The organism is Polaribacter litorisediminis (assembly GCF_019968605.1).
Classification (GTDB): Bacteria; Bacteroidota; Bacteroidia; order Flavobacteriales; family Flavobacteriaceae; genus Polaribacter; species Polaribacter litorisediminis.
Window position 1 is genome coordinate 1,513,244 of the sequence record NZ_CP082966.1, and the last position, 24,805, is coordinate 1,538,048.

Consider the following 24,805-nt stretch of genomic DNA (forward strand, 5'->3'; position numbering starts at 1 on the left):
AAAGTCGATGCACACAATTTAATTTTTCTATAATTACTAGTAAAATTACAAAAGGATAAATAACAAGAATCCCATTGCAATTTTCGAACAAATTACCGTTGTAAGAGGAGTAAACTTACCAATCTATTGGAAAATAATCTTTAAGAAACTTACCTGACCAATGTTTTCCGGTATTAATTCCATCGATTAAAGGATCCATCACTCTTGCTGCACCATCAACAATATCTAACGGTGGTTGAAAATCGTGTACTTCTTCTTTCTTTTTTGATAATTCTGCAGGATCCTCATCAGTAACCCAACCTGTATCTACTGCATTCATATAAATACCTTTCTTAGCAAACGTGGCAGATGAAGTATGTGTTAACATATTTAAAGCCGCTTTTGCCATATTGGTATGCGGATGCCTGTCTACTTTTTTAAATCGATGAAACTTTCCTTCCATTGCAGAAACATTGATAATATGTTTTTTACCTGTGTTTTCTTTCATCATTAAATTAGACAAACGATTGCATAACACAAAAGGAGCTACCGCGTTTACCAATTGAACTTCCACCATTTCAGTAGTTTCGATTTCACCTAATTTTAAACGCCAACTATTGGTTTTTCTTAAATCTACTTGTTGCAAATCCGCATCTAATTTTCCTTCCGGAAAAACTTCGGCAGTTTGTAAAGAAGTATCGAAACTATAGGGAATTTGAGATAATGCTGCCGAGTTTCGCAATCCGATGCCAGGTTCTGGACCATGCCAAGTTATGGGTAACACATTATTTTTATTTGTTTTAGAAGATGAAGCGCTCAGGTCTGCAATTTCTTTTAAACACTCTTGATGATTTTCTAATAATCTTTGTGCCAATTTTGGTAACTCTGAAATAGGTTTTTTCTCATTTTCCATCAAATGAAGGTAAAAACCAGAAGGCCTTCTTACAGTTTGTGCCGCATTATTGATTAAAATATCCAAACGATCATATTTTTGTTCAATATAGTTGCAGAAAATTTCTACACTAGGAATGTGTCTTAAATCTAATCCATGAATGTGTAAACGATGACTCCAATCTTTATAATCTTCTTCTTTTGCAAAACGAATAGCAGAATCCGCAGGAAAACGGGTGGTTGCTATCACCGTTGCTCCAGATCGCAAAGCCATTAAGGTTATGTGATACCCTATTTTTAATCGAGAACCTGTAATGACTGCAACTTGATCTTTTAAATCTGCGGATTGAAAACGTTTTGCATAATTTAAATCGCCACAATCTGTGCACATGGTATCATAAAAATGATGCAATTTTGTAAAAACAGCCTTACAAACATAACAATTTCTGGGGGATTCTAATTCAGGAGTATCCTCTGATATAGAAGCTGCTGATAATAATTTCGGAGCTACAAATAACTCGGCTTCTCTTGCAGAACGTATTCCAGTTGATTTTCTTGCATGTTTATCGCTTTCTATTTGCTTGCGTTTTGCAGCTTTTTTAGCATCCTTTCTTCTTCGCTGAAATTCATTTCTATTGGGTCGAGACAATTCTCCTGCCACCTTAAAAAGGGCTATTCTTTGCGCTTCAGGAATTTCAAAAAGCTGATTGGTATTCTCCAATAAACTTTGTAAAGTTTTAATACAAGCAGTAATTTCTGGATTGTTATTTTTATCACTCATAAAAAAATACGTTATCTTTTAAAAACAGTTTAATTTTGAAACAAAATTGATGGTTATAAAATTATTTTCTCTTTGTTTTTTTAGAATCTTCCGTTTTAGAAATTTTTGAATTTGTTTGATTTAAATAATCTGCCAATACTTTTTCAATCAATTCTTCTTTTGTTAAATGATGAAAAACCGTTCTAACCTTTCTTTTAAAATCTTCAGAAACTGTTTTGTTAGGTTTGGTTTTAAATATTTTTTTTGCCCATAAGAGACCGTTATTTTCTTCTATACTTTGGGCATCTGCTTTTTGATAGGCATTAAAAGTAATGCCTAATTCATTCTGAAAATCAGCAATATCTGCTGCTTCTTCTTTCTGTAAAATGGTTAACGAAAGTCCCTTTGCTCCTGCTCTTGCCGTTCGTCCGCTTCTATGCACATAGGCATCATAAGTGTCTGGTAAATGATAATTCACCACGTAGGAAATTTCTTTTACATCAATTCCTCTAGCGGCTAAATCTGTAGCTACTAAAATATCGATATGACCTTCTCGAAATTGTCCCATAATTCGATCTCGAATTCCTTGCGTTAAACTTCCATGAATCGCTCCAGAAGAGAATTTATGAATGGCTAAATTCTTAGCTAATTTATTAACAGCGGCTTTCGTTTTACAAAAAATAATACCTCTTTGCCCTTCTTTAGCGTTTAAAAAGTGCAATAAAACCTCTAGTTTTTCTATTGGTTCTACAATTACGTATTGGTGCTCAATTCCTTGATGTCCTAAGGTTTTCATATCGGCTTCAATTTGAACAACCTCCTTAGACATATAATTATTTACGAGCTGTCTAATCGATCCGGGCATCGTTGCTGTAAACAATAAAGTTCTTCTTTTTTTGGGAATTTCTCTAATAATACTATCCAATCCTTCTTTTAAAGCGCTAACCATTTCATCGGCTTCATCTAAAATAAAATAAGAAATATTTTTTATGTTGATGGCTTTACGGCTCACTAAATCAGCTAAACGTCCGGGCGTTGCAACCACAATATGTGTGGTTTCTTTTAATCTTTCAATTTGAGGTTTAATCGGAATTCCCCCACAAATAACTGCCATGGATATTTCTGGAGTATTTGAAGCAAATGCTTTTAAATTTGCATGAATTTGTTGTCCTAATTCTCTTGTTGGTGCTAAAATTACAGCTTGAATATTGTCCTTTTTTGTATCCATTAATTGGAGTAATGGCAAACCAAAAGCCGCAGTTTTTCCGGTTCCTGTTTTTGCCAAGGCAACTACATCTTCTTTTTGATGCAATAGTACAGGAATCACCTTTTTTTGAATATCTGTGGGTACAGAGATTTTTAAAGCCGTTAAACTTTGTTGTAATTGTTGATGAATTCCTAAATCAGAAAAGGTCTTTGACATTTTTAAAATTTGTACAAAGGTAACGACACTTTTTAAAAGGAAAAACACCAATGACTTATAATTATTAAAATCATTTAGTGTTTAAATATGTGAAATTCCTTGAGAAGACTATTTTAAAAATGTTATAAAAAAAAACTATCCTCAAATGCAAGATATTAACAAGCAATATGATATTTTGTGTTTTCTATGATGTAACTTTTTAAAACTCCTTTAGTTTTAAGCTCATCCATAATTGTATAAAGTGACAATATCATGTTTACATTGTCTACTTTTTTTAAAATTTGAAAACTTGTTAAAGGTTCTTGTTTGATCGTGTTTAATACTGATACTTGTTCTGGAGTAAGATTGTTTAGTTTCATAATATGGGGTTTTAAAATATGGGGTTTTATACTGTAAATTTATAGAGATGTAAGCGTCAGGTTTATAATATTAGACAATCTCCCATTTACAGTCTTCGAAATGTAAGTTTTTATAGATGAACTGTATTTTTTAATTATAAAATATCGACGAATAGGATTTTAAGTATTTTTTACAAATTTAGAATCTATAGAAATTTTAGACATTTTATGAAAACAATAAAAAAATTGCAGCAAAATTTTTATAATGGCTGAATTCAAATCTTAAATGACATCTCTTTTTTATTTGAAATAATTTAATTTGATTCCATTTTTTTTAAATACTCGACTACAGCTTTTCGAATATCAGAAGCTAATTCATCTTCTTTAGGGCTATAAACACTTAAAACCTCTTTATTTTCGGATGATAAGAAAGGAATATCAAATCCTTTTAATAAATAGTCAGAAAAAGCGACTGTATATGTTTTATTGATATTCAATTCTTTGTTTTGAATCATCCACTTCTCTCCTACTTTTTCAGCATTAAAACGTTGTAAATAGGCTCCTGTTCCAGCTGCTAAAAGTCCATAATCTAAAACACGTTTTAACAATCTTCCTTTAATTTGAACTTTTAAAACAGGACCTCCATAAGGCAGCACTCTAAAAATATCAACAGCATTAATGGCGCCTGTTAATTGATCATCAATTCTTATGGATCCTCCGTTCACCAAAGCACAATCTACTGAATCATCAAAAGCGAAAGACATCGATTTTGTAATGATTTCTCCTAAATTAGTTTGAATACTTCTAATTGGAGTATCTCGGCCATCTAAAGGAGTTTTTGCAGTGTAAATTACTTCCTCTGGATTAGGAATAATATTTTTAATTTTTGAAGTTAAAATAGTTTGCCATTTATCAACAATTTGAGCAACTTTCTCATCTGATTTTATGGAAGAATTTATTTCTTTCAATTCAGATTTTACACTTGTTTTTTTTGTCTTTTTATCAAAAGAAATTCTATGAATATACGCTGTTTTAGCATTGGCATCCGCTTTAGAAATAAGCACACTTCCAATGGTGTCATATGAATTGGTATGTTCATGACCTCCCATAATTAAGGGCAAATTAGGAATTAATTTTGCAATTCTTTTATCGTTGGTTAATTTTACATGTGTTAACCCAAAAACAACATCCACAGAATCTTGTAATGCGGCATAAGAGGCTCTTGCTTTTACAAACATATTACCGTATTGTACAAATTCTTTTGGATTAGACGGAATGCAAACACTTATAAAACCTACTTTAATGGTCGTTCCATCTTCATCAGAAAATTCTTTGATAAAGGTTTCGTTTACAGGTTCTTTTTTACCGTTTATTTCTTTGTAAAAAGGCATCGATTTTTCTTTAGTTTTTAATTTTACATTCGCAGAAATCCAAGGAAAATTACTTTCATTTAAACGTTTTTGTAAATCTTTCTGTGAAATATCAAATTCATGATTTCCAAAGGCTACCAAATCAAAATTCATAGAATTCATAACTTCTACCATTTGTTTTCCACGAACTCTTTCTCCATCAACTTTTATAGTTCCTAGCAAAGACGGACTTAAAAAATCTCCCGCCATAAAAAGCATGGTATTCTTATTTTCTTTTAGTAATTCTTTGTGAACGGTTTCTACTCGTGCCATTCCGCCAAATTCACCTCCTTGAATAGGTGCAATTTCATATACATCGTTTACCTGAAGAAATGTAAAATCTATTTTGCCATCTTCTTTTTGACAGGAAAAAATTGTAAATACAATAATTAAAAGGAGTATTTTTTTATAGAGTTCCATAAAATTGTTTTAAAACTAAAAAATTAATTTATATTTTTTACAAAATATGTTTACAGTTTCAAAAGTAATCACATAAAACAACAAAACCCATCAAAATTGATGGGTTTTGTTCTGAATATATAAATTTATTTATTCATTAGATCCAATATTACCCTGAGCTACAATAGTACCCAATTCACTAGCACTTAAATGTACATTAATATAACCGTTATATGTTAATATGTCTTCATAAGTGATTGCAGTATTATCATCTAATGAACTCACTTGAGTTGTACTCATTCCTGTAGTACCATCAACGGCATTAAAAGTGAACGCAATTCCACCTCCCGTGGCAACATCATTCTGATGAATGTGCGCAGGGTGTATACCGCCAACTGGTGTGTTTTGAACATTTAAAACAGCTAGAGCAGAACCATTTACTCTTTTATAAAAAGTTGCCGTACCTGAAATACCCGCAACATCTTTTTCAGCTAAAGTATACATCTTTGAATCTCCAGTTAAATCATTCTGACCAATATCCCCTTGGGCAACTATAACTCCTAATTCAGTTGAACTTAGGTGTACATTTACATAACCATCTAAACCTTCGATGTTTGCATACCCAAAAGAAGAACCATCATCAAAAGACGCTACATTTGTTGCACTCATTCCTGTATCTCCATTTACGGGAGTAAAAGAAAATAGAATCCCTCCTCCTTCTACTGCGGTATTTGCATGGATATGAGCAGGATGTAAACCTCCAGCAGGTGTTCCTATTAGCATGATTTCAGCCAAGGCTTCTCCATTTTTACGCTCTGAAAAAGTAACAGTTCCTGAAATACCAGGTACCGCTTTCTCTCCTAAATCATATGATGTTGTCATTCCTGTAAGATCATTCTGACCAATATCCCCTTGGGCAACTATAACTCCTAATTCAGTTGAACTTAGGTGTACATTTACATAACCATCTAAACCTTCGATGTTTGCATACCCAAAAGAAGAACCATCATCAAAAGACGCTACATTTGTTGCACTCATTCCTGTATCTCCATTTACGGGAGTAAAAGAAAATAGAATCCCTCCTCCTTCTACTGCGGTATTTGCATGGATATGAGCAGGATGTAAACCTCCAGCAGGTGTTCCTATTAGCATGATTTCAGCCAAGGCTTCTCCATTTTTACGCTCTGAAAAAGTAACAGTTCCTGAAATTCCAGCTACTGCTTTCTCTCCTAAATCATATGATGTTGTCATTCCTGTAAGATCATTCTGACCAATATCTCCTTGGGCAACTATAGTGCTTAATTGTGTTGCGCTTAGATGTACATTCACATAGCCGTCTAAACCTTCTATGTTTGCATACCCAAAAGAAGAGCCGTCATCAAAAGAAGCTACATTTGTTGCACTCATTCCTGTATCTCCATTTACGGGAGCAAAAGAAAATAGAATCCCTCCACCTTCTACTGCGGTATTTGCATGAATGTGCGCAGGATGTGAACCTCCAGCAGGTGTTCCTGATAACATGATTTCAGCCAAGGCTTCTCCATTTACTCTTTCAGAAAACGATACTGTTCCTGAAATACCCGCTACAGCCTTTTCTCCCAAATCATAAGATTTCGTCGATCCAGTTAAGTCATTTTGTCCAATATCTCCTTGTGCGACGATAGTTCCTAATTCGCTAGCACTTAAGTGAACATTCACATATGCATCTAAAGTTTCAATATCTGAGAAGGCAAATGCAGTCCCATCATCAAAACTAGTAATATTGGTTGCACTCATTCCTGTATCTCCATTAATAGGTGAAAATGAAAGTAAAATTCCTCCACCTTCTACTGCCGTATTCGCATGAATATGCGCTGGATGAACTCCGCCTTCTGGCGTGCCTGCTAATGTAATCTGAGACAAAACTTCTCCATTATTTCGTTCTGCAAACATTACGCTTCCCGAAATTCCAGGTGCTGCCTTTTCTCCTAAATCATAAGTTTTAGAATTTCCATTTAAATCATTTTGTCCGATATCTCCTTGCGCCACTATGGTGCCTAATTGATCTGCACTTAAATGCACATTAATGTATCCATCGAAATTCATCAACTCATCTAATGTAATAGGAGTTCCATCATCTAAAGTTGAAAACGTTGTTACACTTTGTCCATCGCTACCATTTACTGGATTAAAACTAAGTGCGATTCCTCCACCTTCTGCCGCGGTGTTAAAGTGTATATGCGCTGGGTGACTCCCTCCGTCTGGTGTTCCAGAAAGATGTAAAACTGCGGTTATAGATCCATTGCTATTTTCTATAAAAGTTGCTCCCCCAGAAATTCCGTCAACATCTTTTGATGGTAAATCGAAACCTAAGGTATCTGAAGGTACTGGTATCGTATTGTCATCATCGTCATTACAATTATAGAGCACTAAAGATGTTGTAATTAGTAATAAAATTAGTTTAATTTTTTTCATGGTTTATTTTATTTTAGTTTAATGTTTGTGTGAATTATCAATACTTACGATAAAAGTTATGTTGTGGTTTTAAAAAAAAGTATTTTTTTTACAATTATTGAAAAAACTAACTTTACAGCGAAACCATTTTTTTAATTTTTTTCGAACAAATATAAATCGAAAACTTAATTTTGTTTAACTTTTGCACAGCAAAACTAAACAATATATCTATGACGTTTTTAACTAAAAACTGTTTTAACATATGTTTAACCCAAGAAAGCATAAACAAAAAATAGATTGAAACAGATTTTTTTTGGAATTTAGTAAGAAAAATAAATGGATTGATAAAGAACCTGTTATACGTAAACAGCTTTAAAACCGTTTGTTTTTGAGTATTTTACGATAATTTTCATTTCTAGTGCTGATTGAATTCAATGAATTATCTTTTAATTCATTGAAATTAAAAAATAGGCGAAATAAGGATGATTTATTGCAACATTAATTGTCTGAAAATCGTATTCGTAGTTGTTGTAACTGAAGTGCAAGAATATTTATAGATGTAGGTAGAATTAAATAAAGACCTCTAAAGCCTTATTATAAGCGCTTTCAAAACTCATCGGTTTTATATTTGTATCGGCCTTTGCCTCAGTAAAATAACTTAATAATTTTTCCGTTGGCATATTTCCTGTCAATTCGTCTTTTGCCATTGGGCAGCCACCATACCCTTTAATTGCGCCATCAAAACGGTTACAACCAGCTTTGTAGGCGGCATTTACTTTTTCATGCCATTTGTCTGGAGTGGTATGCAAATGTGCTCCAAATTCTATGGCTGGATATTTCGGAATTAAATTTGAAAATAAATAGTCAATTACCTCTGGAGTTGAGCTTCCGACTGTATCGGAAAGGGATAAAATTTTTACGCCCATTGTAGCTAACTTTTCTGTCCAATTGCCAACAATTTCCTCATTCCAAGGATCTCCATACGGATTGCCAAAACCCATCGATAAATAGGCAACAACTTCTTTGTTTGTTTTATCAGCAATAATTAAAATTTCATCGAGCGCTTTGATAGATTCATCAATTGTTTTATGCGTATTACGCATTTGAAAGTTTTCTGAAATTGAAAAAGGATATCCTAAATAATCAATCTCCTCAAATTGAGATGCGTCATTGGCTCCTCTTACATTTGCAATAATTGCAAGTAATTTACTCTCTGTTCTAGATAAATCTAATTTTGCTAAAACTGCAGCTGTATCTCGCATTTGAGGAATTGCTTTTGGAGACACAAAACTGCCAAAATCAATAGTATCAAAACCTACTTTTAGCAATGAATTAATATATAATGCCTTTTTTTCTGTGGATATAAAATGAGATTTTATTCCTTGCATTGCGTCTCTCGGACATTCTATAATTTTGACTTTTTTCATCATTTCAAATATAAAGAAACTAAAGTATTCATAGATCAATTTAACGGATTATTAAACCCTTTTTTATTAATTTCGTTTGCTTAAAATGAAAAATTCTAAACTTATACTTCCCGTTATTGTTATCTCTCAATTTTGCTGCACTTCTTTATGGTTTGCAGGCAATGGAGTAATGACCATGCTTGTGGAAACGTTTCATTTACAAGAAAATGCCTTAAGTCATTTAACATCTGCAGTTCAATTTGGTTTTATTTTTGGCACTTTTACATTTGCTTTATTCACAATTTCTGATCGTTTTTCACCTTCAAAAGTATTTTTTATCAGTGCTATTTTAGGCGCAATTTTTAATTTAGGACTCGTTTATTCTTCGCAAAATTTATTTAGCTTAATAGTTTTTCGTTTTTTAACTGGATTTTTCTTGGCCGGAATTTATCCTGTAGGAATGAAGATAGCCGCTGATTATTACCAAAAAGGATTAGGAAAATCGTTGGGTTATTTAGTGGGTGCTTTGGTTTTAGGTACTGCTTTGCCTCATTTATTGAAAGATATTTTAATAAATTATTCATGGAAAAGTGTTTTGATTTCAACTTCTTCTTTATCTTTTTTAGGAGGATTATTAATGATTACCTTTGTAAAAGATGGTCCCTATAGAAGACCAAGCGTAGGATTAAATTTATCAAGTAGTTTTCAGGTTTTTAAAAATCTGAATTTCAGAAAAGCTGCCTTTGGATATTTTGGTCATATGTGGGAGTTGTATACTTTTTGGACTTTTGTGCCTGTATTTTTATTCATCTATCAAGATTTACATCCAAACATAACTATAAATATTTCTATATTATCTTTTTTTATTATTGCTGCTGGAAGCTTGTCTTGCGTTCTATCAGGATTTCTCTCTCAGAAAATAGGCGTTAAAAAAACTGCTTTTGGCTTTTTATTATTATCCTGTATATGTTGTTTTGTTTTTCCTTGGATATTTCAATTGGAAAATAAAAATTTATTTATTGGTTTTTTAGTTTTTTGGGGAATGGTTGTTATCGCTGATTCTCCTCTTTTTTCAACTTTAGTTGCAAAGAATGCTCCTTCAAAAGACAAAGGAACCGCTTTAACGATTGTTAATTGTATTGGATTTTCGATTACCATTATCAGCATTCAATTGATAAGCGCTATCCAAGAATCCTTAAACTCGAACTTTATTTTTCTGGGGCTAGCGCTAGGTCCAATTTTAGGATTAATGGCTTTAAGAAGAAAATCATCTCTATAATTTTAAATTAGTAAGCAAAAAAAACTCCTAAATTTCTTTAGGAGTTTAAAATATAATTTTGATAATTTTAAGCGTTTTGCTTTTTGATTAAATTTAAAGCAGAACCTTCGTTATACCAAGTGATTTGAGAATCATTATAGGTGTGATTCACTTTAAAAACATCTTTACTTCCATCTGCATGAACGGCTTCTATGGTTAATTGTTTTTCTGGAGCAAATTCGTTTAAATCTAAAAAGTTAAACGTATCATCTTCTTGAATTAAATCGTAATCTGATTCGTTCGCAAACGTTAAACCTAACATTCCTTGTTTCTTTAAGTTGGTTTCATGAATTCTTGCAAAAGATTTTACAATAACAGCAGCAACACCTAAATGTCTCGGTTGCATTGCAGCATGCTCTCTAGAAGAACCTTCACCATAATTATGATCACCAACAACGATGGTCTTAATCCCTGCTTTTTTATAAGCTCTTTGCACAGCAGGAACGGCATCATATTCTCCTGTTAATTGGTTTTTAACAAAGTTTGTTTTTTTATTAAACGCATTGATTGCTCCGATTAAAGTGTTGTTTGCTATATTATCTAAATGACCTCTAAAACGCAACCAAGGGCCAGCCATAGAAATATGATCCGTAGTACATTTACCAAAAGCCTTTATTAATAATTTTGCTCCTGTAATGGTATTTCCTAAAGGAGTAAAAGGTTCTAATAATTGTAATCTTTCTGAATCTTCATTTACAGCAATTTTAACATGACTTCCGTCTTCTTCAGGAGCTAAATAACCATTATCTTTTACCTCAAAACCTTTTGGAGGTAATTCCCACCCCGTTGGTTCATCGAACATTACTTCTTCTCCGTTTTCATTGATTAAAGAATCTTTTAGAGGATTAAAATCTAAACGACCAGCAATTGCAATGGCTGCAGTTATTTCTGGTGATGCCACAAAAGCGTGTGTATTAGGGTTGCCATCTGCTCTTTTCGCAAAGTTTCTATTAAAAGAATGCACAATACTATTTTTTGGAGCATTTTTAGGATCTGAATATCTTGCCCATTGGCCAATACATGGACCACAAGCATTGGTAAATATTTTTGCATTTAAGCTTTCGAAAATTCCAAGAATTCCATCTCTATCTGCAGTGTATCTTACTTGTTCTGAACCAGGATTAATCCCTAATTCTGATTTCATTTTTAACCCTTTATCAATAGCTTGTTGTGCAATTGAGGACGCTCTTGACAAATCTTCGTAAGATGAATTTGTACAAGAACCGATCAATCCCCATTCAACAACAAGAGGCCAATCATTTGCACTAGCTTTTTCTGTCATCTCAGACCCCACATTTGTTGATAAATCTGGTGTAAAAGGTCCGTTTAATAAAGGTCCTAATTCAGATAAATTTATGTCAATTACTTGATCAAAATATTTTTCTGGATGTGCATATACTTCAGCATCTGCGGTTAAATAATCTTTTACTTTATTCGCTGCATCTGCCACATCTTCTCTATCTGTTGCACGTAAGTAACGTTCCATCGATTCATCATAACCAAACGTTGATGTAGTTGCACCAATTTCAGCTCCCATATTACAAATTGTACCTTTTCCAGTACAGGACATTGAGGTTGCTCCGGGTCCAAAATATTCTACAATTGCTCCTGTTCCGCCTTTTACAGTTAATATTTCAGCAACTTTTAAAATTACATCTTTTGGAGCTGTCCAACCTGATAATTTCCCAGTCAATCTTACTCCAATCAATTTCGGAAACTTTAGCTCCCAAGCCATACCAGCCATTACATCTACAGCATCTGCACCACCTACACCAATAGCAACCATACCTAAACCTCCTGCATTTACCGTATGAGAATCTGTACCAATCATCATTCCTCCAGGAAATGCATAATTTTCTAAAACTACTTGGTGAATAATTCCTGCTCCTGGTTTCCAAAAACCAATTCCATATTTATTTGAAACAGATTCTAAAAAATTAAAAACTTCACTACTTGTGCTGTTAGCGTGCTTTAAATCTTTAGCCGCGCCTTCTTTAGCTTGAATTAAATGATCACAGTGAACGGTTGTTGGCACAGCAACTTTAGCTTTACCTGCTTGCATAAATTGTAAAAGCGCCATCTGAGCGGTGGCATCTTGACAAGCAATTCTATCTGGAGCAAAATCAACATAATCCTTACCTCTTGCGAGTTCTTTAGTAGGTTTTCCTTGCCATAAATGAGAATATAAAATCTTTTCAGATAATGTAAGTGGTTGTCCAGTAATTTTTCGTGCAGCATCAACGCGTTCTGTCATATTTGCGTAAACCTGCTTGATCATATCAATATCAAATGCCATATTCAGTTGTGATTTTAAAATTTTTCGTAAAACAAATTTACAGTTTTAATATCACTTTTAAAAGATAAATAATAGATTGGTATAATTAATGAATAAACAAAAGCTATTTCCTTAAATCTTGAATATTATTCAAAGAAAATAGTTTTTAATTTTACTTTTGAAAGTGTAAAAAGAAAATAAAAAAGCAGACTAATAAGCCGAATTCTGTACCCTAAAATTTTTAAGGCTCTTATCATTTATCTAGTTCTAAAATTACTTTTAGAATCTATCTGCCTACCCTTTAGAATCGAGCGAGTAGCCCTCAAGCTCTAATATACATGGCATTGCACATCATAGAGTTTACCTGGTTTCACTACAGCCGAACTGTACTTGCTTTCTGTTGCACTTGTCCTCAACTTACGTTGGACGGATGTTATCCGCTATGAGCACTCTATTGTGTCCGGACTTTCCTCTTTATTCCGAACTTAATTTTAAAACCTTTGCTAAAATATTTCTATTTATGAGAAGGGTGTAAAAAAAAATCATCAAAAGCGATAAGAAAAGTCTGCTTTCTATTTTGTAATTTATTTCTTTTACATTGAAAAAAAACCCACTTAAATAAAATTTAAGTGGGAAAAATTGCTATGAAAAAGAAAAAGTGTTATCGATTTCTCAATAACACTACAAATGTAAATTAAAATTAATTCATAAAAAACATATTTCATAAAATAATCAATCTTTTTTTTACTTTTTATTATTTTATTAAGAAAACATATCCTTTACTTTCTCAAAAAATGATTTATCGGATGTATTTGGACTTGGCGTAAAATTATCGTCTTTAGCCATTTTTTCAAAAAACTGTCTTTGTTCTTTATTTAATTCTTGTGGAGTCCATACATTGGTATGAATTAAAAAATCACCCGTTCCATAACGCTCAATACTTGGTAATCCTTTTCCTTTTAATCGTAAAATTCTACCTGATTGTGTACCTGCATCGATTTTAATCTTCACTTTACCCGTTACAGTCTCTACTTCTTTACTAGTTCCTAAAACTGCTTCAGAAAAATTAATATATAAATCATAATGAATATTGGTGCCTTCTCTCTTTAAAGTAGCATGAGGTATTTCTTCAATCAATACTAATAAATCTCCTGAAATAGAATTTTTACCGGGAGCTTCATTTCCTTTTCCTCCTACTTTTAATTGAACCCCTTCTGTTACACCCGCTGGAATGTTAATAGGTACAGTTTCTTCCTTAATAATTAACCCTTGCGCATCTGCCCCGGCCGGTTTAGAACTTATAATTTCTCCTGCTCCAGAACAAGTACTACAAGTGGTTGCTGTTTGCATTCTACCTAAAATAGTGTTGGTCACACGCATTTGCTGACCAGAACCATTACAGGTTGTACAAGTTTTGTATCTAACACCTGTGGCTTGCACTTTTCTGCGAACTTTTACTTTCTTTTCTACTCCTTTCGCAATTTCTTCTAAAGTTAATTTTACACGAATTCGCATATTACTTCCCTTCACCATTGCTTGTCTTTGACCACCGCCACCGAAGCCTCCGAAACCGCCGCCACCGCCAAAAATATCTCCAAACTGACTGAATATATCATCCATATTCATACCGCCACCGCCAAAACCGCCACCGCCGCCTTGAGGACCATCAAATGCTGCATGACCATATTGATCGTAACGAGCTTTTTTATTTTCGTCACTTAAAATCTCATAAGCTTCTGCTGCTTTTTTAAAGTTTTCTTCAGCAGTTTTGTCATCAGGATTTTTATCTGGATGATATTTGATTGCCATTTTTCTATAGCCTTTCTTAATTTCTGCCTGCGAAGCCGATTTTGAAATTCCTAATATGTCGTAAAAATCTTGTTTTGCCATTATTTTTTATTTCTAAATCATTGCGAGGAACAAACAAATCTATTTATTCATTCATAGATGGTTTTGTTCCTCGCAATGATTCTTAATTACTGTCCTATTACTACTTTTGGATAACGAATTATTTTATCACCTAGCTTATATCCTTTTTCTACACAATCAATTACTTTTCCTTTTAAATCGTCTGAAGGAGCAGGAATCTGGGTAATTGCTTCATGAATTTCTGCATCAAAAACATCACCTGGATTGGTTTCTATTTTTAATAATCCTTTAAGCTCTAAAGTATTATAAAATTTTTGGTAGATTAATAAAACACCTTTTCTTAACTCTTCAGTTTCTGTATCTTCTTTTATATGTGCCAAAGCACGCTCAAAATCGTCAACAACTGGCAGTAAAGATGTCATCAATTCTTGTCCTGCAGTTTTAAACAACTCTATTCTTTCTCTAGTTGTTCTTTTTTTATAGTTTTCAAACTCGGCAAATAAACGTAAAAACTTGTCTTTTTCAGCTTGAATAATTTCCTCTGAGGTAGGTTCTTCTTTTACAACTTCTACTTCAACTTCTTGATTATCTTCAACTTGAACAGTTTCTTGCTCGCTTTTTACTTCTTCGCTTTTTATTTCTTCTTTTTTACTCATTTCTTGATAATAATTAAATTGTCTTTCACTTATTCGCAAAAATGTTGCCAACAAAAAAATAGTGTCAAACTGACACTATTTTTTTAGATCTGCACATCAGACCAATTTTCACCTGATTTTATTCTATGAATTTGGGTGTCAGAGACTCCAAATCGCTTGGCAATCATCGATATTCTATTATTTTTATTTTTAAGCTGTCGCTTTATAATTTTTACTTTTCCTACAGATAATTTAGCAAAATCTCTACTCTTATTTTTTAAAATTTCATTCCAAGTTGGGTTGTTAAATTGATGTAATTCCTTTTCTCTTTTCGTTGCCCATTTTAAATTTTCTACGCTGTTATCCTCTTTATCGTAATTTAAATGTATCACATAAATTTGATCTTCAGTTTCTTTTTCAATAAAGTGCTGTGCTACTAATTTATGCACATATCTACTCGTTGATTTTTGGTTAACTTCTTGTTTTAAAGAAATGTTTTCATAGCCTCGGATAAAAGTTGGTTTTCTTAAATATTCCTTTTCATTGGAACAATTAATAACTCTGCCATAATTAGAAATTTTAAACTTAAGTTTTTTTGATATTTTTTCATCAAACTGAACTTCTTTCCATTCTTCGTTATAAATATTTCGTATCATTTTCAAAAAATTAAGTTACAATCATTGATTAAATAATTTTCTTAATTTTCAATTCTTTCAATTTTAGCCCCAATAGATTTTAAGCGCGCCTCAATATTTTCGTAACCTCTATCTATTTGTTCAATATTGTTAATAATTGAGGTTCCTTTTGCCGAAAGTGCCGCTATTAATAATGAAATACCTGCTCTAATGTCTGGAGATGTCATTTTGGTTGCTTTTAAAGAACTTTCAAAATTCATACCAATTACAGTGGCTCTATGAGGATCGCACAAAATTACTTTTGCGCCCATATCAATCAATTTATCAACAAAAAACAATCTACTTTCAAACATTTTTTGATGGATTAAAACCGTACCTTTTGCTTGAGTTGCGATGACCAAAATAATACTCAATAAATCTGGCGTAAAACCTGGCCAAGGAGCATCTGAAACTGTTAAAACAGAACCGTCAATATAATTCTGAATTTCGTAAGATTCTTGTTCTGGAATGTAGATATCATCACCTCTTTTTTCAAATTGAATTCCGAGTTTTCTAAAAACATTCGGGATTTGCCCTAAATTTTCCCAGCTAACATTCTTAATTGTTAACGCTGAGCGTGTCATAACAGCAACTCCAATCCAAGAGCCAATTTCAATCATGTCTGGTAAAACGTTATGCTCGCATCCCACTAAATTATCAACGCCTTTTATCCTTAATAAATTAGAGCCAACACCTGTAATATTTGCCCCCATAGAATTCAACATTTTACATAATTGTTGAATGTAAGGCTCGCAAGCAGCATTGTAAATTGTTGTAGTTCCGGTGGCTAAAACTGATGCCATTAAAATGTTAGCAGTTCCGGTAACCGATGCTTCATCTAATAACATATCTGTACCAAACAATTCATCGGCTTCTACACCGTAAAAATGTTCTTCTTTATTATATCTAAATTTTGCACCTAAATTAATAAAACCCTCAAAATGCGTATCTAATCTTCTTCTACCTATTTTATCTCCTCCAGGTCTAGGAATATATCCTTTTCCAAAACGAGCTAATAATGGACCTACAATCATAATAGAACCACGCAAAGAACTGCCATCTCTTTTAAAATCAGCAGATTCTAAATATTTTAAATTGATGTTATCTGCCTGAAAAGAATAAGAGTTTCTGCTTAACTTCTCTACTTTAACCCCCAGTTCTCCTAAAATAAAAATTAATTTATTTACATCTATAATATCAGGAACATTATTGATGATTACTTTTTCTGGAGTTAATAAAACTGCACAAAGTATTTGTAAAACCTCATTTTTTGCTCCTTGTGGAGTAATTGTCCCTTTTAATTTATGACCGCCTTCAATTTTAAATGATGCCATTAACTTTTATCTTTTTCTATTTTTATTCTGGTTGCTGTGATGTGTTTTCTTGTGTGAAGTTTTAGAACTACTTTGACCTTGAAAATTTCTTTTTCTTAACAAGTTTTTACTTTCGGATAATTCTTCATCAGAATTTCTTAAATCAAATTTTTCACCAGACAAATCAAATAAATGTTTAAAAATTACGGCATCATCTACCGTATCTTTATTCCAATTTAAATAACATTTTTTCATGTGATTTGCGATCGTAAAAACCAATGCTTCTCTCTTTTCGCCTTCTTCCCAACTCAAAGCAATGTCTATCATTGTTTGAATATTGTTACCGTAATACCTATAATTAGAGGCATATTTAGGATACGGTAAACTTTCTGGTTTTTCTTGTAACTCTTCTCTAGACGGAATTGGATATGGTGAATCTGCGTCTAATTTAAAATCTGACATTATATAAAGTTGATCCCATAATTTATGCTTAAAATCTGGCACATCGCGCAAATGAGGTTGTAAATTTCCCATTACATCAACAATTGCTTTTGCCATTTTATCGCGCTCTTCTTTCGTTTCTAAAGCGATACAATGATCTACTAATTTCTGTATATGCCTGCCGTATTCTGGAATAATCATTAACGGTCTTTCTGAATTATATTCTAAATCGAATGTCATTTATCTATTTTTGAAGTGTGTTCTCGATGCATTTTCTTACGTTATTTTAATCAAAAGAAAACACTCGAACTGACAATTTATACTATTGTAGTTATTTAACGTTGCAAAATAGCAATTTATTTTAGTATTATGAATGCTTTTTAACCAATAATTTTCAATTTCACAAAACGCAATAGAAGATTCTTCTTTCCCGCGGTGCCAAATTTAATCATTGCTTTTTTATCGGGCCCTTTCCCTTCTAAAGAAAGGACTTCTCCCCTACCAAAACGATCGTGTTCTATAATATTACCAACCACAATTTTATTATCAAATAAATTTGATTTAGAGACAGTTTCTGATGCCTTTTTTAAATTTTTAGGAACTGTGATTTCTTTCTTTTTAACCAAATCGCGCTCCATTTTTTTGCGCTGAATAGGTTTTTGAAAACGAATTCCTTTAGGTGCATCTTCAAAAATACTTTTGTCAATAAACTTATTTACAGAGGGTTCTGGCATTTTTGGAGTAATATAATACAAATATTGGTCATCAATTTCTTCTAAAAACCTACTAGGTTCAGCATCAATTAATTTACCCCAACGATACCTTGTTTGTGCATAACTTAAATACGCAACTTTTTCTGCACGTGTTAACGCCACATAAAATAACCTACGCTCCTCTTCTAATTCACTTCGAGTATTCATGCTCATGGCAGATGGGAATAAATTTTCTTCTAGACCCACAATATATACATACATATATTCTAATCCTTTAGATTGATGAATTGTCATGAGCGAAACACTGGGTTTGTCATCATCTTTTTTAGAGTCGAAATCTGTAGCCAAAGCAACATCTTCTAAAAACGAAGTTAATGAGGTATCTTCTCCTTGTTCTATTTTATCTGTAATAAAATCTTTAATTCCGTTTAAAAGTTCTTGAACATTTTCTACTTTACTAACAGCTTCTGGAGTTCCGTCTTTTTCTAGATCTTTAATTAATTGTGTTTGTTTCACTACAATTTCTGCAATTTCAAACGCATTTTTTGTTTGAGATTCTATTTGCAAACGCAAAATCATGTTCATAAAATTCTGAAGTTTATTTTTAGTTCCAGAATTTATTTTTAAATCGATTTTGTCAATATATTTTAAAATATCAAAAATTGATTTTTTATAATGATTTGCAGCTATGGTTAATTTATCAATAGTAGTTGCACCAATTCCTCTTGCAGGATAATTGATGATTCTTTTTAACGCTTCTTCATCATTTGGGTTGATTAGAATTCGCAAATAAGACAAAATATCTTTGATTTCCTTTCTTTGATAAAAAGAAATTCCACCATAAATTTTATAATCAATTCCTTTTTTTCTTAAGGCGTCTTCAATGGCTCTCGATTGGGAGTTTGTTCTATACAAAACGCAAAAATCATCGGGTGTTAATTGATGATTCATTTGGTTTTCCCAAATAGATTGTGCAACAAAACGACCTTCTTCTCCATCAGAAATAGTTCGCATTACGTTAATCGAATCTCCAGCATCGTTAGAAGTCCAAACTTCTTTATCTAATTTTGTTTTGTTTTTGGCAATTACAGAATTTGCAGCATTCACAATATTTTTTGTAGAACGATAATTTTGTTCAAGCTTAAAGGTTTTTACCTCTGGATAATCCTTTTGAAAATTTAAAATATTCTGAATATTTGCCCCTCTAAAACTATAAATACTTTGAGAATCATCACCAACAACACAAATATTACCAAACTTATCTGCCAAAGCTCTTACAATTATATATTGAGAATGGTTTGTATCTTGGTACTCATCTACCATGATGTACCGAAAACGATCTTGATATTTTGCCAAAGATTCTGGAAAACGAGCTAATAATTCATTAGTTCTCAACAATAAATCATCAAAATCCATAGCACCAGATTTAAAACATCGGTCTACATATTCTTTATAAATATCTCCGACTTTAGGTCTGCTAGCATGCAAATCTGCTTCTTGTAAATCACTATTATTAAAGTAGGCTCTTACAGTAATTAAACTATTTTTAAAGGATGAAATTCGTCCTAATATTTGTTTGGGTTTATAGCGCTCTTTGTCTAAGCCCATTTCTTTAATAATAGCACTGATTAACCGAACGGAATCTTGCGTATCGTAAATGGTAAAGTTTGATGGAAAACCCAATTTATCCGCTTCCGAACGTAAAATTCTTGCAAAAACCGAATGAAAAGTTCCCATCCAAAGATTTTTTGCTTCACTTTGACCAACAACTCCAGCAATTCTTGCTTTCATTTCTTTGGCAGCTTTGTTGGTAAATGTGAGCGATAAAATATTAAAAGCATCCACGCCAGATTGCATTAAATGTGCAATTCTATAGGTTAGAACTCTTGTTTTACCAGAACCTGCACCTGCAATTATAATCATGGGTCCGTCTTTTTGCAAGACCGCTTGTTTTTGTGCTTCGTTTAAAGAATTTAAGTATGTATTCAAGCCTAAGTTTTGTAAGAATTTAAAAGTGTGAAATTATGAAATGTTCATCAATAAATTTATCACTTTTGTAAAATTATAAATACATTTACGCAAATAAATCTAATATCATGAAAAAAATTAATGTATTGGTGCTGTTTTTAATGTTTTCAAACTTTATTTCTTCTCAAAGTAATAGAGAGCCAGGTAAAATTATAAAAAACTTTGGAGAAACATTTCATGTTGAAAATGTGGATATTAAAACCGATACTACAGCACAACTTAAGGTAATTTTTGATGTATCTAAATCTTCAGAAAAAGTAGATATTATAAACAAAAATATTGTGACCGCTGCTAGATTTTTAAATATGCATGCAAATGAAGGTATGAAACCTCATCAGCTAAAAGTAGCAATTACAATACATGGTAGTGCTTGGAAAGATGTTTTAAATGATGAAGCTTATATGGAAAAATATGGTGTAAAAAATCCTAATTCAAAATTAATTAAGGAACTAAACAATGCAGGAGTAGATGTAATTATTTGCGGACAAACATCAATGTACAGAAAAATTGATAAAATGCTTGTTTTACCCGAAGTAAAGTTTGCACTTTCTGCTATGACAGCTTTACTCCAGTACCAGAATAAAGGTTATAAATTTATAAAATTTTAAATAATGGAAGACAAATTTTTAGAAAGTATCGCTTATATTTTACCTGCTGTTGTTACCGGTTTTGTTGCTTATTATATGTTTAATGGGTTTATTCATCATAAAAATGCTGAGAAAAAATTAGAACTGTTAGCCGAAAAAAAGAAAGATTCTTTGCCAATTAAATTGCAGGCTTACGAACGCCTTTTATTATTTTGTGAGCGTATAAATCCTGTTAAAATATTGATTAGAATAAAACCATTATCAACAGATAAAAATGAATATTTACAGCTTTTAATTGGCAATATAGAACAAGAGTTTGAACACAATTTAGTACAACAAATCTATATTTCTGATGAAAGTTGGACTGCTATTTATGCTGCCAAAAGTGCCGTAATTAATAAATTAAAACAAGTTGCAGAATCTTCTAATTCAGCAAATGATTTACGAGAAAATGTATTAATCGATTATTCTAAAATGTTACCTCCTACAGAAACTGCGATTGCTTTTATTAAAAATGAAGTAAAGAAATTATTATAAAAAAAAAGGCTCCAATCTTACTAAATATATCAGTAATTGAAGCCTTTACTTATTTCTCAATTTAATACCAACTATCATATTAAATAACGGGTATCACTTTCTCTCTTAAAAATTGAATATTACTTCAATTTTGCAATTTCTATTTTTAATTAAAATAGATTTTACTCGGTATTAAACCCACAGTAAATTCTTTCAATTCCATATTTGTAGTTGCGTCAAATATTTTTAGAGTTCCATTACTTGAAAAGTCTTTAGCATCTGTTACGTAAATTTTATTTTCGTTTACAGATATTCCATAAACGTTCGTATTTATGATTGGCGAAGTTGGCACAGAAGTAGCTTCTTCACTCATTTTATAAATACTATTAGAAGTTGATAAAAACATAATTAAACCATCTATTACCATAGAATTTGGATGAAAACCAGCAGTAAAATTTAAAGTATTACTTACCTCGTTTGTAGCAGTATTAATCGTTACTAAACTTCCTAAAACCTCTGTTGGGTTCCAAGATGTTTTGGCGCTACCTTCGCAAGAAACTAAAATATTACCGCTAGCATCAATAGCTAATTCATCAGGAATATCTCCGACAGAAATGGTGGTTACAATTGTGTTTGTTGATGCATTGATTACACTAACCGTATTTCCAGACCCCCAGCCTCCTTTATGGGATACATATAAAAAATTTCCCTTGGCAATAATTTGCTCAGGTCCTTCTGTTACAGTTATTTTACTAGAAATGGTGTTTGTTGCTAAATCGATCACAGCAACAAAATCATCTGATGTGTCCGAACCCTGGCCCCAATTTGTAACAAAGCCTTTTCCGTTTGCAAAAGCAATATATCTTGGGTTTACTAAACCTTCAGAAATTTCCGTAATCTTTTCCATCGTAAATCTATTTGCTACGGTTATTTTACTCCCTACATTTGCAATTAAATACGCATCATCATTATTAAATCCTATGGATTGTAAAATGGTTCCTATATTTTGATTATTTACTTTATTGTAAATTTTTTCTTCGGCAACTGTATAATCATCAGAAATAAAACTTATGGTTCCTGTGCCTCCAGAAAAAGCACCTTCGTTTGCAATTAAAATTCCATTATCGTAATTTCCTTTTGGTAGTTCTAATTCATTATCATTATCGCAAGAAGTCAATAAAAAACCTGTGATGGTTGCTAAAAATAGTGTTTTTTTGAAATTCATTTTTTTTAAAAATTTATGGTTGTTGTGATTTGAAAATTAATGCCAGGCATTGGTCTATTTAAAGTATTTTGATACTTTTTATTGTATATATTATGGATTACAAAACCAATATTTGGTTTATTTTTTAATCTTGAGAGTTCATAGTTAATACCGACATTAGAAACTTGAAAAGCAGAAATTGTATCTACTAAAAACCGAACATCATCATTAAACAATATTTGATAAAAGGCGCTCCAACTTTTATGCTGATAATTAAATAGTGCATTGAATCTATTTTTTGGCACTGAAATTAATTGTTGATCTGTTTCTAAATCTTTAGCATCCGTATAGGAATAATTTGCATTGATTTCTAAAATATTATTTTTGAAAGCCGTTTTATAATTTGCAGAAAATTCAAGTCCGATGTTTCTAGTTTCATCTGTATTTGTTGGACTCCAAACATCATATTCATTCGGAATCCATTGAATTAATTCTGATGATTTTATATAAAATCCGTTTACTTGAAAAGAAATATTTTTAAAACTGATGGCATTCCCAATTTCAAATTGATAAGAATCCTCTGGCTGTAAGTTGATATTTCCTCCAGGTTGCCAATACAAATCATTAAAAGTGGGAATTCTAAAGTTTTTTGAAGTATTGAATGAAAGCGTATAATTTTTATTCAGTTTTTGCTCAATTCCTAATGAATATAAAAAAGGCGACTCAAAATCATTTTGAAAGTCTTTTCTAAACTGAATGCCATAACTTAGTTTTTTTGTAAGCTGATGATTTAAAGAGAAAACCCCCGAAAAAATATTTCTAGTATTGGAATCAAAACTAGATCCGTAAGCAGAAACAGCTTCAAAACCAAGAATGCCATTTATTTTTAATTTTCTAGAAACGGAATTATTATAATCTATTTGAGCAATTTTTCTTTCGGTATTTCCTTCAGAAAAAATGTCTTTATTTTGATTATTGTCAAAGAATTTAAACTTTTCAAAAATGTAAGAAACTCGTGAAGTAATGTGTTCTTTAGGTGATAAAAAGAAATTCCATTCTATTAAATTTTTACTATTAAGATCTTCGTACCCGTCATTAGAAGGTGCATTTAATGTTCTAGATAAATTTCTATCAGCAAAAAAAGTGCTTGAATAAAATTTAAATTGATGTTTCTTGTTGAATTTATAACCGTAATTTGCATCAAAATTATAATTAAAATAATTACCATTTCCATTGGTTAAATTAGAGTCTAAATAGTTAAAATCATTATCAGAACTATTTGTACCCAAACCAATATTGATAAAACTTTTATCGGTAGCTTTCATATAATCATAACTTATATGTTGTGTGTTAAAGCTTCCATAATTTGCAACTATTTTATGACTTTCTTGTTCAGAAAATTGAATAAGATTGTCTAAATGTATGGTACCACCAATAGCACCACTGCCAAAAAGAACACTTCCTCCTCCACTTCTTACAGATATATTGTCATAAGAATTTGCTGAAATTGCATTGAAATCAATCTGGCCGTTTAATTGCGAATTAATATTGATACCATTCCAAATTACTGCGGTATGTGAGGCACTTGTTCCTCTAAAAGAGGGCGAAGAAACCATGCCTAAACCATTTTCTTTAAAGTAAATAAAGGAGTTAAATTTTAAAATATCTGTTAACGAACGAATATTTCTAGCCACTAAACTGTCTGAAATTAAGATGGTGTGATATCCTTTAGAAAAATCATTTACCTTAGCAATAGAGATTGAAAAAGCATTTAAATTTATAACAACAGCATCTTTTTGCGAGTATAAACTACCTGCAAAAATAATCGGTAAAACGAAAATAAAAAGTCCTTTTAAGTTCATATCTCATAAAATCTTTATCCCGAAGATTTTTATAAATTTAAGATCCTTGGCAGGTCTCCTGACTTGTTTTTATGTTATGATACCTTCCCAACAAAAAATGTCAGTGGTAAAAGAGTTTATAACATCCTCAAACGAGGTACTAAAATAAATTTAGTATCAACTTACAGTTGCGGGAACAGTTCTAGATTTTAACTAGATTCCCTTTTAATTTGATGTAAAATGATTTGTACATCAAAACCAAAAATCATGCAAATATAAATCGAATTGAATAAACAAGCTAATTAATAATGATTTGAAAAGTTATATCTTTAAATTCGCATAAATTAAACTAT

General features: G+C 31.8%; 18 protein-coding genes, 1 other RNA gene and 1 riboswitch. Of the genes, 3 read left to right on the forward strand and 16 right to left on the reverse strand.

Annotated features, from left to right (window positions below):
• Positions 1 to 115: 115 nt before the first annotated feature.
• The 6 genes from K8354_RS06525 to K8354_RS06550 form a co-directional block, all read right to left on the reverse strand.
• Positions 116 to 1,651, reverse strand: a complete 1,536-nt coding sequence (locus K8354_RS06525) for an SDR family NAD(P)-dependent oxidoreductase (RefSeq protein ID WP_223446500.1) — start codon at positions 1,649 to 1,651, stop codon at positions 116 to 118.
• Between the two features lie 61 nt (positions 1,652 to 1,712).
• A complete protein-coding gene (locus K8354_RS06530) occupies positions 1,713 to 3,053 on the reverse strand; it encodes a DEAD/DEAH box helicase (protein ID WP_223446502.1) in 1,341 nt (446 codons plus the stop codon).
• Between the two features lie 155 nt (positions 3,054 to 3,208).
• Positions 3,209 to 3,412 (reverse strand): hypothetical protein, encoded by a 204-nt coding sequence (locus K8354_RS06535; protein WP_223446504.1) that lies wholly within the window; start codon positions 3,410 to 3,412, stop codon positions 3,209 to 3,211.
• Between the two features lie 293 nt (positions 3,413 to 3,705).
• A complete protein-coding gene (locus K8354_RS06540; RefSeq protein WP_223446505.1) occupies positions 3,706 to 5,220 on the reverse strand; it encodes a bifunctional metallophosphatase/5'-nucleotidase in 1,515 nt (504 codons plus the stop codon).
• A gap of 129 nt (positions 5,221 to 5,349) precedes the next feature.
• Positions 5,350 to 7,653, reverse strand: coding sequence for a CHRD domain-containing protein (locus K8354_RS06545; protein WP_223446507.1), 2,304 nt, complete (start codon positions 7,651 to 7,653; stop codon positions 5,350 to 5,352).
• Positions 7,654 to 8,201: 548 nt separating this feature from the next.
• Entirely contained in the window at positions 8,202 to 9,059 is an 858-nt protein-coding gene (locus K8354_RS06550; protein WP_223446510.1) for a hydroxymethylglutaryl-CoA lyase, read from the reverse strand.
• Between the two features lie 85 nt (positions 9,060 to 9,144).
• On the opposite strand from K8354_RS06550, the gene K8354_RS06555 reads away from it, so the two are divergent.
• The gene (locus K8354_RS06555; protein WP_223446512.1) at positions 9,145 to 10,317 is read left to right on the forward strand and encodes an MFS transporter; all 1,173 of its coding nucleotides are present in this window, start codon (positions 9,145 to 9,147) and stop codon (positions 10,315 to 10,317) included.
• A gap of 67 nt (positions 10,318 to 10,384) precedes the next feature.
• Here the strand turns inward: K8354_RS06555 and K8354_RS06560 are convergent, their stop codons facing one another.
• The 8 genes from K8354_RS06560 to K8354_RS06595 all read right to left on the reverse strand — a co-directional run bounded on the left by K8354_RS06560 (position 10,385) and on the right by K8354_RS06595 (position 20,265).
• Positions 10,385 to 12,652 (reverse strand): aconitate hydratase, encoded by a 2,268-nt coding sequence (locus K8354_RS06560; protein ID WP_223446514.1) that lies wholly within the window; start codon positions 12,650 to 12,652, stop codon positions 10,385 to 10,387.
• 177 nt (positions 12,653 to 12,829) lie between these two features.
• Positions 12,830 to 13,138, reverse strand: an RNA gene (rnpB, locus tag K8354_RS06565) — RNase P RNA component class A.
• A 255-nt stretch (positions 13,139 to 13,393) separates the two neighbouring features.
• The gene (gene dnaJ, locus K8354_RS06570) at positions 13,394 to 14,521 is read right to left on the reverse strand and encodes a molecular chaperone DnaJ (protein WP_223446516.1); all 1,128 of its coding nucleotides are present in this window, start codon (positions 14,519 to 14,521) and stop codon (positions 13,394 to 13,396) included.
• 86 nt (positions 14,522 to 14,607) lie between these two features.
• On the reverse strand, positions 14,608 to 15,156 hold the full coding sequence (locus K8354_RS06575; protein ID WP_223446518.1) for a nucleotide exchange factor GrpE: 549 nt from the start codon (positions 15,154 to 15,156) through the stop codon (positions 14,608 to 14,610).
• Between the two features lie 83 nt (positions 15,157 to 15,239).
• On the reverse strand, positions 15,240 to 15,791 hold the full coding sequence (locus K8354_RS06580; RefSeq protein ID WP_223446520.1) for an NUMOD4 domain-containing protein: 552 nt from the start codon (positions 15,789 to 15,791) through the stop codon (positions 15,240 to 15,242).
• Positions 15,792 to 15,832: 41 nt separating this feature from the next.
• The gene (gene murA / locus K8354_RS06585; protein WP_223446522.1) at positions 15,833 to 17,143 is read right to left on the reverse strand and encodes a UDP-N-acetylglucosamine 1-carboxyvinyltransferase; all 1,311 of its coding nucleotides are present in this window, start codon (positions 17,141 to 17,143) and stop codon (positions 15,833 to 15,835) included.
• 6 nt (positions 17,144 to 17,149) lie between these two features.
• Positions 17,150 to 17,803 carry a DUF4290 domain-containing protein gene (locus K8354_RS06590; protein WP_223446524.1) on the reverse strand — a complete coding sequence of 218 codons (654 nt, stop codon included), beginning with the start codon at positions 17,801 to 17,803 and terminating at the stop codon, positions 17,150 to 17,152.
• 140 nt (positions 17,804 to 17,943) lie between these two features.
• Positions 17,944 to 20,265: an ATP-dependent helicase gene (locus tag K8354_RS06595; RefSeq protein WP_223446526.1), complete on the reverse strand. Its 2,322-nt coding sequence runs from the start codon at positions 20,263 to 20,265 to the stop codon at positions 17,944 to 17,946.
• A gap of 107 nt (positions 20,266 to 20,372) precedes the next feature.
• Here K8354_RS06595 and K8354_RS06600 point away from each other — a divergent pair, with 107 nt between their 5' ends.
• Positions 20,373 to 20,912, forward strand: a complete 540-nt coding sequence (locus K8354_RS06600; RefSeq protein WP_223446528.1) for a DsrE family protein — start codon at positions 20,373 to 20,375, stop codon at positions 20,910 to 20,912.
• 3 nt (positions 20,913 to 20,915) lie between these two features.
• Positions 20,916 to 21,428 (forward strand): DUF7935 family protein, encoded by a 513-nt coding sequence (locus K8354_RS06605; RefSeq protein WP_223446530.1) that lies wholly within the window; start codon positions 20,916 to 20,918, stop codon positions 21,426 to 21,428.
• A 145-nt stretch (positions 21,429 to 21,573) separates the two neighbouring features.
• On the opposite strand, the gene K8354_RS06610 is transcribed toward K8354_RS06605, so the two are convergent.
• Both K8354_RS06610 and K8354_RS06615 read right to left on the reverse strand, forming a co-directional pair.
• The gene (locus tag K8354_RS06610) at positions 21,574 to 22,632 is read right to left on the reverse strand and encodes a YncE family protein (protein ID WP_223446532.1); all 1,059 of its coding nucleotides are present in this window, start codon (positions 22,630 to 22,632) and stop codon (positions 21,574 to 21,576) included.
• 5 nt (positions 22,633 to 22,637) lie between these two features.
• Positions 22,638 to 24,473 carry a TonB-dependent receptor plug domain-containing protein gene (locus tag K8354_RS06615; protein WP_223446534.1) on the reverse strand — a complete coding sequence of 612 codons (1,836 nt, stop codon included), beginning with the start codon at positions 24,471 to 24,473 and terminating at the stop codon, positions 22,638 to 22,640.
• Positions 24,474 to 24,504: 31 nt separating this feature from the next.
• Positions 24,505 to 24,730: riboswitch (cobalamin riboswitch) on the reverse strand.
• Positions 24,731 to 24,805: the final 75 nt, after the last annotated feature.